The 11905-nt window shown below is 71.0% G+C and carries 11 protein-coding genes; 5 read left to right on the plus strand and 6 right to left on the minus strand.

Translation table 11 applies throughout. From position 1 onward, the window contains the following. Positions 1–65: 65 nt before the first annotated feature. From ACIBCK_RS07235 to ACIBCK_RS07245, 3 genes are all read right to left on the minus strand, one after another. Complete coding sequence (locus ACIBCK_RS07235) at positions 66–2909, minus strand: AAA family ATPase (protein ID WP_399387563.1); 2844 nt, start codon at positions 2907–2909, stop codon at positions 66–68. A gap of 143 nt (positions 2910–3052) precedes the next feature. Next, the gene (locus ACIBCK_RS07240) at positions 3053–3259 is read right to left on the minus strand and encodes a hypothetical protein (protein WP_399387565.1); all 207 of its coding nucleotides are present in this window, start codon (positions 3257–3259) and stop codon (positions 3053–3055) included. A gap of 165 nt (positions 3260–3424) precedes the next feature. Then, entirely contained in the window at positions 3425–4522 is a 1098-nt protein-coding gene (locus tag ACIBCK_RS07245) for an NADH:flavin oxidoreductase/NADH oxidase (protein WP_399387567.1), read from the minus strand. Positions 4523–4682: 160 nt separating this feature from the next. On the opposite strand from ACIBCK_RS07245, the gene ACIBCK_RS07250 reads away from it, so the two are divergent. After that, complete coding sequence (locus ACIBCK_RS07250) at positions 4683–5048, plus strand: ArsR/SmtB family transcription factor (protein ID WP_399387569.1); 366 nt, start codon at positions 4683–4685, stop codon at positions 5046–5048. An 83-nt stretch (positions 5049–5131) separates the two neighbouring features. On the opposite strand, the gene ACIBCK_RS07255 is transcribed toward ACIBCK_RS07250, so the two are convergent. Further along, positions 5132–6487 carry an FAD-dependent oxidoreductase gene (locus tag ACIBCK_RS07255; protein WP_399387571.1) on the minus strand — a complete coding sequence of 452 codons (1356 nt, stop codon included), beginning with the start codon at positions 6485–6487 and terminating at the stop codon, positions 5132–5134. A 178-nt stretch (positions 6488–6665) separates the two neighbouring features. On the opposite strand from ACIBCK_RS07255, the gene ACIBCK_RS07260 reads away from it, so the two are divergent. Both ACIBCK_RS07260 and ACIBCK_RS07265 read left to right on the plus strand, forming a co-directional pair. Beyond that, entirely contained in the window at positions 6666–7073 is a 408-nt protein-coding gene (locus tag ACIBCK_RS07260; protein WP_399387572.1) for a DUF6214 family protein, read from the plus strand. Positions 7074–7151: 78 nt separating this feature from the next. Next, a complete protein-coding gene (locus ACIBCK_RS07265) occupies positions 7152–8408 on the plus strand; it encodes an MFS transporter (protein WP_399387574.1) in 1257 nt (418 codons plus the stop codon). A gap of 16 nt (positions 8409–8424) precedes the next feature. Here ACIBCK_RS07265 and ACIBCK_RS07270 read toward each other — a convergent pair whose 3' ends face one another. After that, positions 8425–9078, minus strand: coding sequence for a DUF305 domain-containing protein (locus ACIBCK_RS07270; protein ID WP_399387576.1), 654 nt, complete (start codon positions 9076–9078; stop codon positions 8425–8427). 177 nt (positions 9079–9255) lie between these two features. Here ACIBCK_RS07270 and ACIBCK_RS07275 point away from each other — a divergent pair, with 177 nt between their 5' ends. Then, positions 9256–10758 carry an LVIVD repeat-containing protein gene (locus ACIBCK_RS07275; RefSeq protein ID WP_399387578.1) on the plus strand — a complete coding sequence of 501 codons (1503 nt, stop codon included), beginning with the start codon at positions 9256–9258 and terminating at the stop codon, positions 10756–10758. Here ACIBCK_RS07275 and ACIBCK_RS07280 read toward each other — a convergent pair. Next, complete coding sequence (locus ACIBCK_RS07280; RefSeq protein ID WP_399387580.1) at positions 10746–11438, minus strand: TetR/AcrR family transcriptional regulator; 693 nt, start codon at positions 11436–11438, stop codon at positions 10746–10748. The two genes, ACIBCK_RS07275 and ACIBCK_RS07280, sit on opposite strands and share 13 nt — an antisense overlap. A gap of 191 nt (positions 11439–11629) precedes the next feature. Between ACIBCK_RS07280 and ACIBCK_RS07285 the strand changes: the two genes are divergently transcribed. Next, on the plus strand, positions 11630–11875 hold the full coding sequence (locus ACIBCK_RS07285; protein ID WP_367039390.1) for a DUF2630 family protein: 246 nt from the start codon (positions 11630–11632) through the stop codon (positions 11873–11875). Positions 11876–11905 lie beyond the last annotated feature (30 nt).

The raw sequence follows: 11905 nt of genomic DNA on the forward strand, positions 1-11905 counted from the left end.
GGCAGGGGTGCCTCAGGGAACCGCCCAGGGATAACCCCGGTGGAGCTGGGCTACGGCCCGGGGGCCTACGACGAGGTGCGCCGGTCCTGGGGAGCGAAGTGGTGCGCGAGCCCGATGCGCGAGGTGATGCCGAGCTTCGTATAGGTGTGGCCCAGGTGGTACTCGATGGTCTTGACGCTCAGCGCGAGCGCGGTGGCGATCTGCCGGTTGGTGAAACCCTGCGACGCGAGGCGCGCGACAGCGAGCTCCTGCGGAGTGAGCCCCTCGGCGGCGGAGTCGAGCTCCGCGGGGTCGTGCGCGGGCCGCGGGGGAGCCGCTCGCCCGCACGCGTCCAACTCCCGCTCGCAGCGCGCGAGACAGGGCGCGGCGTCCAGTTCCTTCAGCGTCGTGTACGCGGCCTGGAGCTGGGCCACGGCGACCGAGCGGCGGCCGATCCTGCGGAGGAACGCCCCGTGGTCGAGCTGGACGCGGGCGCGGCCGAACGGCGAGGGAATCTGCGCCGCCTGGTCGTGCGCGCGCAGGAACGACGCCTGGGCGCGGTCCGTCTCCCTGCGCGCCGCGTGCAGGTTGCCGCGCACCCGTGCCGCGGCGGACAGTGCCGCGTGCTGCCCGCGCGCCTGCGCCCGCTCCTCGTAGGGCAGGAGCACCGCCTGTGCCTCGTCGAGGTCGCCGAGCTGGATCAGCGCGTCGACCAGAAGCTCACGCCAGGACACCACGCCCGGTTCGTTCACGCCGTCGTGCGAGGCGAAGTCCAGGAGGGGGCGCAGCGCTTCGACGACGCGCTCCGGTTCCGCGCGGGCCTCGGCGAAGGCTCCGTGTGCCGACGCCGCGTACGCGTAGGCGAGGGCGCTCTCGTCGCAGCCGGGTGCGTCCAGGGCGAGCCGCAGGTGCGCCGACGCACGGTCCCAGGTGCCGCGTGCGGACAGGATCCAGCTGGCGATGGCGTGCGTGACGGGCTTCAGCCATGACTGCTCGGTGTCGTCGGCGATCGACGCGGACGCCTCGGCGTGGATCAGCGCCTCGTCCCAGTCGCCGAGCCGGTGCAGGGTCTGGGCGAGCGCGGAAGCCGACAGGAGCCGCAACGGGACAGTGCCCTTGCGGCAGTTGGCCACAGCACCGAGCAGGTCCGCTCGTGCGCCCAGTAGATCGTCGGACCAGAGCCTCAACTGACCCCGCGCCAACAGTAGATCGATATTCGATGGCGGCACGAGGAGCGGATCGGGCAGGTCACCGGCGAGCTCGATGCCCTCCTTGGCGGACCCACTGAGCCCGAGCGCGAGGAGGTGGTTGAAGCGCAGCATCCGGCTCGGCCCCTGGAGGGTGGAGAGCCGCTGGGCCCGCTCCGCCCACTGCGCGGCGTCGGAGGAACGCCCCCGCATCACCGCGGCGTAGCTCAGCTGCTCCGCCGCCCGTGCGGCCAGCGAGGGGTCGCTCTCGTGGTCGCACTGGTTCCAGGCGTCGACGAGGAGGGTCTGCGCCTGCTCCATGCGGCCCTGGACACGCGCCACATACCCGCGTACGTAGCCACGCAGCGCCGGGTCCGCGCCGGCGGGAAGACCCGCGGCCAGCTCGGCCGACTCGTGCACACGGCCGTCGAGCAGCAGCGCCTCGACGGCCTCGACGGCGAGCCGGTCGCGCTCCGGACCGGTCGTCGCCACCCGCGACGCGTGCCGCAGATGCTGGCCCGCCACCGCCCACTGCCCGGTGGCAGCCTCGCGCCTCGCGCAGGCGGCCAGAGCGGCGGCGAGATGCTCGTCCGGGCCCGTGGCGGCGAGCACACGGTGGCGCAGACTCGCGTAGTCGTCGTCGACCAGGGCGGCGGCCCGCGTGTGCAGATCGGCGCGGTGCGCGGGGCCGATGTCCTGGTAGACGGCGGCATGGACGAGGGGGTGCGGGAAGGCGATCTCCGGCGCGGCCCCCGGGTGCGCCTCCTTCAACAGGCCTGCCTTGACGGCCCGTTCGAGCGCGGGCAGCGGCGCGGTGACGCGCGCGAGCGAGGCGGCCACGCTCAGCGGACAGGACAGCCCGAGCACGCTGACCGCCTGGACGAGCCGCAGCGCTTGGGGCCCGCACTCCGCGAGGTTGGCGAGCACCAGCATGGCGTACGAACGCGGCGCGGGCAGCGGCGTGGTGACGTCCCGCAGGACGTGCGCGGGCACCTGGTCCAGGAGCGCGCGGGCGTGCAGCGGATTGCCGTGCGTGTGGTCCCTCAGGCGCACGGAAGCGGAGTGCGGGAGCCGGTCGCTGCCCATCTGCGCGCTGAGGGAGCCCAGTTCGTCCGGGCTGAGCCCGCGCAGCGGGATGCGCCGGGTACGCACGTCGGCGAGCAGCCTGCGGATGCCCTCCGGCAGCTGGGGCGCCTGTGGGTCCCGGGCCGCCACGATCGCGAGGACCTTGTCGACGCGCAGCCGTCGCAGCGCGAACGTCAGCGCGTTCAGGGAAGCCGAATCGGCCCAGTGGGCGTCGTCGAGCACCAGGATGACGGGGCCCTTGTCCTGCAGCTCGCTCAGCAGGTCGAGCAGCCCGAAGCCGGCCGCGAGCGGCGGCAGGGTGCCGGGCGCCGAGCGGGGCGTACGGACCAGCGACCCCAGGCTGTCGGGCAGCGGGAGCGGGCTCTGCCCGACGAACTGGGCGAGCACCCCGCAGGGCAGCGCGCTCTCGTTCTCCTCGCCGCTCGCCTGGAGCACACAGGCGTCGCCCGCGGTGTCCAGGAACCTGCGCACCAGAGCGGACTTGCCGATGCCGCCGGGCCCGTCGATCAGGACGAGGCGCGGCACGCCGTCGCGCGCGTGGCGGAACTCCTCCTGTAACGCCGCCAGTTCGCGCGTACGACCGGAGAACGCCTCATGGGGCGCCGGTGAGTTGACATGGCCGTTCAGTATGCCGCCGGACGTCATCACCGCCCCCATGAGTCGGCACCCGGTACGGGCGCCATGACTGTGACGGTGACCCGTGACGGGCGCATGGCCCTGAACGTCCACGATGATGCGGAAACCGCTCTCGGGACAAGCCGATTCCCCACTCCCGGAGAGCCAGTTCCCGCGAGGAGGAATCAGGTGTCACAGGAGTCATCACCTGCCGCGCAGGCGCGCTCCCCGGCCTCCGTACACGCGGCGTCCGGCGGTTCGAGCAGCGAGAGCAGCTCGAGCCAGCCGTGGAACGGTGTGCGAGGGCCCGCGATTCCTTCCTCGCGCTCCGCATCCACCACACTGCCGTGCACGCCCGCGGAGGAGCGGAACACCTCGATGACGTAACGCACAACGTCCTCCCTAGGGCCGGTAGGGGCCCCGAACCGTGACACATCGCGACAGCGCCACGGTACGAACGCCGAGCGGGCCCGCGCTTCGGGGAGTCACCTAGGGATGACCCCAGTCCGCAACCCTTGGCCAAGGCTGCTGAAGCAGGTGGGCCCGCGCTGTGGGGCTCAGACCATCCGGTGGTACTGCTGGGGCGTGGCGACATCGCCGCCCAGGTCATTGGCCGCGTGGCGTGCCCACGAGGGGTTGCGCAGGAGCTCGCGGCCCAGAAGCACGGCGTCCGCCTCACCGTTGGCGAGGATCTTCTCGGCCTGCCCGGGGTCGGTGATCAGGCCGACGGCCGCCACGGGGAGCGAGGTCTCGGCCTTCACCCGGGCCGCGAACGGGACCTGGTAGCCGGGGCCCGCCTGGATGCGCGCCCTCGGGGCGTTGCCCCCGGTGGAGACGTCCAGGAGGTCCACGCCGTGGGCGTGCAGTTCCTTCGCGAGCCGCACCGTGTCGTCGGCCGTCCAGCCTTCCCGGTCGTCCTCGGGGTTCTCCGTCAGCCAGTCGGTCGCGGAGATCCGGAAGAAGAGGGGCAGCTCCTCGGGCCACACGGCGCGCACGGCGTCGACGACCTCCAGGGCGAGGCGGGAGCGGTTCTCGAAGGAGCCGCCGTACTCGTCCGTGCGGTGGTTGGAGAACGGCGAGAGGAACTCGCCGATGAGATAACCGTGGGCGCCGTGGATCTCGACCACCTGGAAACCGGCGTCCAGCGCGCGCCGTGCCGCGTCGGCGAACTGGCCGACGACGTCGTGGATCTCTTCCGTGGTGAGTTCGTGCGGCAGGTGGTGGCCCTCGTCGAAGGGCAGCGCGCTGGGTGCGAGCGGCTGCCAGCCGTGCTCCTCCGTGCCGACGGGTCCGCCGCCCTTCCAGGGGCGGTCGGTGGACGCCTTGCGGCCCGCGTGGGCGAGCTGGACACCCGGAGTGGTGCCGTGGGTCTTCAGGAAGCCGGTGATGCGGCGAAGGGCCTCGACCTGCCTGTCGTTCCATATCCCGAGGTCCGCTGGACTGATGCGGCCCTCGGGGCTCACGGCCGTCGCCTCGACGAGGATCAGGCCGGTGCCGCCGGTGGCGCGCGCCGCGTAGTGGGCGAAGTGCCAGTCGTTCGCCACGCCCGCGTTCGGTCCGAACACCTCGGCCGAGTACTGGCACATCGGGGCCATCCACACGCGGTTGGCGACGGTCAGCGATCGGAGGGTGTAGGGCTCGAACAGCGCGCTCACGGCGGACTCCATTCGTCTTCGGCTTCGGTACGGCTCGCACGATAGACCTCGTAGTACGGCGAATGTCAAACTACGATGACTCTCGTACTATGGAGCCTTCGAGAAGACGTGAAGCCCCGATGCGAGCCCCGACGCGAAGCCCGGACGAAGTGGAGCCGTCATGACGACCGCCGCACCCCTCAACAGCCGTGCGCTCGACCATCCGGCGCGTGCGGAGATCCGCATCGAGGGTGTGCTGCACGCGCTGTCGGACCCGATGCGCCTGCGGGTCGTGCGGCAGCTCGCCGGGTGCGAGCCCGGCCTCGACGGACTCTCCTGCTCGCAGATCGACCTGCCCGTCACGAAGTCCACGAGCACCCACCACTTCAGGGTGCTGCGCGAAAGCGGCGTGATCCAGCAGATCTACCGAGGAACGGCAAAGCTGAACGGGCTGCGCCGAGAGGATCTGGACGCGCTGTTCCCGGGGTTGCTGGAGACGGTCCTCACCGCGGCAGCCGCACAAGCGGAGCGAACAGGCGCCCCGTAAGGGGCGCGGGGCTGTGACATATACGGCTCCGCCGCGTGGGCGCGACAAGCCCCCACCGGCCTGCGGTCAAAGTCCCGGCCCGCTCACCGCTCACTGCTCACGCCCCGCGCAGCGCCAAACAGTCCCGCCCAGTCCGGGATCTTCACCGGCCCGCGGCCGAGCCCCGCGCCCAACTCCGCCTCCGCCCGCTCGATCGCCTGCCAGCCCTGCCACTCGACGGGGCGCAGGCCCGCCTCGCGCAGCGCGAGCAGCGGATCCTCGGGCACCCCTTTCCGTACGAGTGCCGGGGCGTCCGCGAGGAGGGAGAGCACTGTCTCCTTGGCGCATGGGCGGTTGGTCCCGATCACGCCCGTCGGCCCCCGCTTGATCCAGCCCGCCACATACTCGCCCGGGGACGCGGCGCCCTCCCGCTGCACCCGCCCCGCCACGTGCGGCACCGTGCCGAGCCCGGGGTCGAACGGCAGCCCGTCGATGGGCACCCCGCGGTAGCCGACCGAGCGCAGGACCAGCTGCCCCGCGATGTCCTCGTACCGCCCGCTGCCCGTCACCCCGCCGAGGCCGTCCGGCAGCGTCCGCTCGAAGCGCACCCCGCCGACGCGCCCCGCCGCCTCCGTCACGGCCACCGGACGCAGGAAGAACCGGAGCCGGATGCTGCGCGGCAGATTCCGCGCGGGGCGCTCGGCCCAGCCGCGCATCACCTCGATGTTGCGGCGGCCCACCGCGGGCAGTCCTGAGGGGTCGGCGTACGCGGGATCGAGCGCCAACTCCGCGGGATCCACGATCACTTCGGTGTCCGGCAGTGAGCCGAGCTCGCGCAGCTCCTTGGTGGTGAAGCGCGCCTGCGAAGGGCCGCGACGCCCCACCATGTGGACCTCGCGCACCCGGCTCCCGGCGAGCACGCCGAGCGCCGGCTGCGGCATGTCGGTGGGCCGCAGTTCGGCCACGCCGCGTGCCAGCATCCGGGCGACGTCCACCGCCACGTTCCCGACGCCGATGACCACGGCGGACTCCACGCCCTCGATGAAACCGTCGGCCGTCGCGTCCGGGTGCGCGCTGTACCAGGACACGAACTCCGTGGCCGAATGGCTCCCCGGCAGATCCTCACCCGGCACGCCCAGCTTGCGGTCCGCCGCCGCGCCCACGCAGTAGACCACCGCGTGGTAGAGGTCGAGCAGCCGCGCGGTGGGCAGGCCGCCGGGACCGATCTCGATGCCGCCCAGGAAGCGGACACGGTCGTGTTCGAGGACCGTACGCAGGTTGTTCTGGAGGGACTTGATCTTCTCGTGGTCGGGCGCGACACCGTAACGGACGAGCCCGTACGGGCAGGGGAGCCGGTCGATGACGTCGACGCGCACCCCGGGCACGAGATCCTGCTGGACGAGGGACTGTGCGGTGTAGACCCCGCTCGGGCCCGATCCGACGACGGCGACCTGCAGCACGGCGGTGCTCCTTCCGCGAGGCGGCCTCGGGGATGACTTCAGCATCGCACCCTTGTGCGTGAACGGGGAGACGCCGTGAGGGGTGCGTTGCTCCGGGCGCCTGCTCCGGGGCCGGGCCCTCGCGCGGGCCCTGCGTGCCGTTCGTGACCTAATGCGATCGCACGGCTACCTTTTGATTGTGCTAGAAAGCCCCTTTCTTGGCGTTTCTGATCACTATCGACCGAATGATCCTTGTCTGCCCTCGTTTCATGTACGCCTGACCTTCGGTGACGGAGTCGCCGTCGACGCGCGGGCCGTGGTGACGGAGGGGCGGATCACCCTGGAGGCCCTGCACGCCGAGGCGCGGCAACCGGGCGACACCTTCTCCCAGGACCCGCCACCCGTACGACGTGCCCGTCCGCCCTGGCCCCGCGGACGACAAGGGCGGCTGATGGCGGCGCAGGAGTATCGCGCGGCCCAGGCCGACGGTCGTGACCCCGTGCTCGCGGTGATGCGGGCGACCGGCCGCAGCCGCCGCAGGTCCCTCAAGCTCATCGCGGCCGCCCGGGACGCGGGCACGCTGCCGCCCCGCCACAACCGCCGTTAGACACCCGTTTGACCCGCGGGCCCGTCGCCGGTTTGGATGCCGCAGGTCAAGGTGAGGTTGTTCGAGCGGCGGCGAGGGGTGGCAGTGACACCGGGCACGGAGGCCAGGCGGTCCCTCGGGCGGCAGTTCGGATGGTTGTGGGCGGCTTATACGGTCAGCGTGTTCGGTACGCGGCTCGCGTTCGACGCGTTCCCCCTCATCGCGATCCTGGCCCTGGACGCCGGTCCGACGGAGGTGTCGGTGCTCGCGGCGGCGGGGTTCGCCGTGGGCGCGGTGGTGGCGGTGCCGCTCGGACCGTGGGTGGAGTTCCGCCGCAAGCGGTCGGTGATGATCGCGATGGACCTGGTCCGGTGCGCGGCGCTGCTCAGCGTCCCCGCCGCGTACGCGCTCGGGCTGCTCGGCTTCGGTCAGCTCCTTGCCGTGGCGGTGGTGGTCGGGGCGGCCGACATCGCCTTCGGCGCGGCGAGCGGCGCCTGCCTCAAGGCGCTCGTACGGCCGGATCAGCTGCTCGTCGCGAACGGCCGCCTGGAGTCCACGAGTTGGACCGCCCTGGTGCTCGGGCCGCCGCTGGGCGGGGCCGCGATCGGACTCTTCGGTCCGGTGATGACGGTGGTCGCCGACGCCGTCAGCTATCTCCTCTCGGCCCTGGGGGTCCGCGCGATCGGCGACAAGGAGCCGCACCCCGTGCGCTCCGGGCCCACCCCCCGCTTCCGGGCGGGCGACCTGCTGCACGGGTGGCGCTACATCCTGGCGGGCCCGGCGCTGCGCCCGCTGTTCTTCAACACGGTCCTGAACAACGGACTGATCATGGCGACCTCGCCGCTGCTGATCGTCCTCATGGTCGGCGAACTGGGCTTCGCGCCCTGGCAGTACGGCCTCGCCTTCGCCGTGCCCTGCGTCGGCGGCCTGATCGGCTCGCGGCTGGCCGGGCCGCTGGTCGAGCGGTTCGGGAGGCACCGCGTCCTGCGCACGGCCGGGACGCTGCGGGCCTGCTGGCTGCTCTGGCTCGCCTTCATCGGCCCCGGCGTCGCCGGGCTCGTACTCGTCATCGTCGTCGAGTTCGGCCTGATCACGTGCTCCGGCGTGTTCAACCCGGTGTTCGCCACCTACCGGCTCGACCACACGCCGGCCGACCGTGTCGCCCGCACCCTGTCCGCGTGGTCGGTCACCAGCAAGCTCTCCATCGCGGCCATGACCGCTCTGTGGGGCCTGCTGGCCGGCCTCACCGGACCGCGCACCGCCGTCGGGATCGCCGGGGTCCTCATCCTCGCCACCCCGCTGCTCCTGCCGCGCCGCGACCACGAGAGGGTCGCCGCAGGCCGGAGCCACACCTGACGTCCCGTACCGTGCCTCACATCTCGCGCATCCGGCCGATCTCCGTCGTCTGCTGGGCGATCACGTCGTTGGCCATCTCCTCGACCTGGATGTTGTTGCCGTCCGAGAGCACGTCCGTGGCCATCGTGACCGCGCCGTTGTGGTGCGTGATCATCAGCTTCAGGAAGAGCTCGTCGAATGTCTTGCCCTTCGCCGCGCTCAGCTGCTTCAACTGCCCCTCGGTGGCCATGCCCGGCATCGTCCCGTGGTCGTGACCGGGCTGCTTCTTCGGGCCGCCGTGGTTCTTCAACCAGCCCTTCATGGCGCCTATTTCGGGACGCTGCGCGGCCGAGATGCGGTCGGCGAGGCGCTTGACCTTCTTGGACTCGGCGCGTTTCGGGGCCAGTTCGGTCATCTTCAGGGCCTGACCGTGGTGCGTGATCATCATCTGCGCGTAGGTGAAGTCCGCCGAGTTGGGGGCGTCGTCGTCGGTTCTCTGCTTGGCCGCGTCCTCGGCGGACATCGTCTCGGCGCTCTCGCCCGGCTTGCCGGGAGCGATCACCGAGGGGCCGGGGGCCGCCTTCTTCCCCGGCTCGGAACCGGCGTCGGAGCCACCTGAGTCGCAGGCACCGAGCGCCAGCACGGCGGCAGTGAGGAACACGGTGACGGCGGGCGTACGGCGGTGGTGCACGGCTGCCTCCTGTGGCGTGCGGGGGAGTTGGGGACCGTCCTAGCACGCTTACGTGCGTTGGTGATCAAAAACTTTCATTACAGATGTGTTGCCACCTGTTGATCTGTGCATGATGAGCACGATACTGCGGGGTGTCCGTGAACCGTTCAACTACGAACGGCGACTAGGGAGGACGCAGTGACCCTGTTGAACAATCCCCGAACACGGCGCAGACGCTTCGGCGTCGGCGCGGCCGCGCTCGGTCTGATCGCCGCGCTGTTCAGCGCGGCGCCCGCCGGAGCGACGCCCGACCCGGGCGACTCGCCGGCCGCGCCCAAGAGCGTGTCGAAGAGCGACGCCGCCGACGCCAGGGCGGCCATCAAGAGCGGCGAGATACCCGCGCCCGACGAGATCGTGCACTCGAAAAACATCAAGCATCTCGCCAACATCCCCAAGGACGCGCTGCCGGGAACCAACTCCGACCTCGCCTTCCAGGGGAAGTACGCCTTCGCGGGCAACTACGACGGATTCCGCATCTTCGACATCAGCAACCCGAAGAAGCCGCGGACCGTCTCCCAAGTCCTGTGCCCCGGCTCGCAGAACGACATCACGGTCTCCGGGGACCTGCTCTTCCTCTCCACCGACTCCTCGCGCAGCGACAGCTCCTGCAACAGCACCACGCAGCCCGCGACCGAGAAGTCCTCGTGGGAGGGCATGAAGGTCTTCGACATCAGCGACAAGCGGAACCCGAGGTACGTCTCCGCCGTCGAGACCGCCTGCGGCTCGCACACGCACACGCTGGTGCCGGAGAAGCGGAACGTCTACGTGTACGTCTCCTCGTACTCGCCGAGCGCCACGTTCCCCGACTGCCAGCCCCCGCACGACGGCATCTCCATCATCAAGGTGCCGCGCAAGGCCCCGCACAAGGCGGCGGTCGTCGACTTCCCCGTGCTCTTCCCGGGTGAGGGCCCTGACGGCGGCGGCAACCCGGGCGGGCCCACCAACCCGGGCGTCTCCAAGACGACCGGCTGCCACGACATCACCGTGCTGCCCTCCAAGGACCTCGCGGCGGGCGCCTGCATGGGCGACGGCATCCTCTTCTCCATCAAGAACCCCGAGAAGCCCAAGGTCATCGACCAGGTCCAGGACAACAAGAACTTCGCGTTCTGGCACTCGGCGACCTTCAACCAGCGGGCCGACAAGGTCGTCTTCACCGACGAGTTGGGCGGCGGTGGCGCCGCCACCTGCGACGAGGCCACGGGCCCGGAGCGCGGCGCCAACGGCATCTACGACATCAAGGGCAAGGGCGACCACCGCAAGCTCGTCTTCAAGAGCTACTACAAGATTCCGCGCCACCAGGCCGCGACCGAGAACTGCGTGGCCCACAACGGCTCGCTGATCCCGGTCAAGGGCAAGGACCTGATGGTCCAGGCGTGGTACCAGGGCGGCGTCTCCGTCTGGGACTTCACCAACTCCTCGAAGCCGAAGGAGATCGGCTACTTCGAGCGCGGTCCCCTCAGCACCGACGCGATCCAGACCGGCGGCTCCTGGTCGGCGTACTACTACAACGGTTACGTCTACTCGAACGACATCGCCAAGGGCTTCGACGTCCTGAAGATCGACGACAAGCGGACGGATCCCGCCGAGCGGGTCCGCGTCCGTGAGCTCAACGTCCAGACCCAGCCGGACTACTTCGACTGAGTGGACCGTTCCGTGGATCGCCGGCCGGACCGCGTCTCCTGCGCGGCCTGATCGGCGACTCGCGCATGTGTCCCGCCGGGCGGCTCCTCGCCCGGCGGGACCCCGAGCTCCCACGCGAGCCCGTACCGCTGGAACAGCTCGGCCCGCAGCGCGCCGGCGGGCATCGGCGCCCCCGGGAGCAGCACCGCGAAGACCGCGCCCATCAGCAGAGCGCGCAGCAGCGGATAGTCGGTGTCCACGTCGGGCGACCCATGCCGTACGACGGTGTCGCGGAGCAGTTCGGCGAGGTGCTGCTGCTCCGGGCAGCGCACGAACCCGTCAGCCTGCAGGATGCCCGCCATGTGCGTGCGCATGAGCAAGGGCTGGTCACGGGCCAGGCCCAGAATCGCGTCGATGGCACGGGCCAGGAGCTCGTCCCCGTCCGTGCTCAGCGGCTCGCGTTCCAGTGCCGACCGGAGCGTGCGATGCATCAGGCGGTGCACCGCGGACTGCAGGAGCTGACGCTTGCCGGGGAAGTAGTAGGACACCAGGCCGCGGGCCGAGCCCGCGCGGTCCGCGATGTCGCCGAGTGTCGTCGCCTCATAGCCGCGTTCGCTCACCAGCTCGACCGTGGCCTGCAGGAGTCGTTCCCTGGACCGCCTTCGCAACTCTTCATTGACCGATGCGCTACGCGGGGACATCCTGTAACTCCTGCGTTGACTGGCTCGCAGCCAGTATACTCAGCGTGGCGCGGGCCGAGACCCACAGTGGTCGACTCGTGTCCGGTACTGCCTGGGGCAGGCAACACCGCGGGGGAGTGTTGCCTGCTCACAGGTGCCGATCGGCCGAACCCTCCTTACAGTGGGCCGGGGGGCCGAGGAGGCGTACTGAGATGGATCAAGAGCAGATTCTGTCCCGGATCGCGTCGATGGTCGACGACGAGCGGACGCTGCGGGAATCACTGGCGTCGGGCGCGATCGACGAGGCCACGGAGCGCGCGAGGCTCGGCGTGCTCGAGCGTGAACTAGACCAGTGCTGGGACCTGCTGCGCCAGCGGCGCGCGAAGGCGGAGTTCGGCGAGAACCCGGACGAGGCGCGGGTGCGGCCGGCTGCCGAGGTCGAGAACTACCGGTCGTGACTTGCGGCTGCTGGCCGCCGCTCGGCAACC

The organism is Streptomyces sp. NPDC051218 (assembly GCF_044455475.1).
GTDB lineage: Bacteria > Actinomycetota > Actinomycetes > Streptomycetales > Streptomycetaceae > Streptomyces.

Coding starts and splice junctions, on each gene's coding strand:
- ACIBCK_RS07235 (WP_399387563.1), bottom strand. CDS start 2,909: ATGGGGGCGGTGATGACGTCCGGCGGCATACTGAACGGCCATGTCAAC.
- ACIBCK_RS07250 (WP_399387569.1), top strand. CDS start 4,683: ATGACGACCGCCGCACCCCTCAACAGCCGTGCGCTCGACCATCCGGCG.
- ACIBCK_RS07280 (WP_399387580.1), bottom strand. CDS start 11,438: ATGTCCCCGCGTAGCGCATCGGTCAATGAAGAGTTGCGAAGGCGGTCC.
- ACIBCK_RS07285 (WP_367039390.1), top strand. CDS start 11,630: ATGGATCAAGAGCAGATTCTGTCCCGGATCGCGTCGATGGTCGACGAC.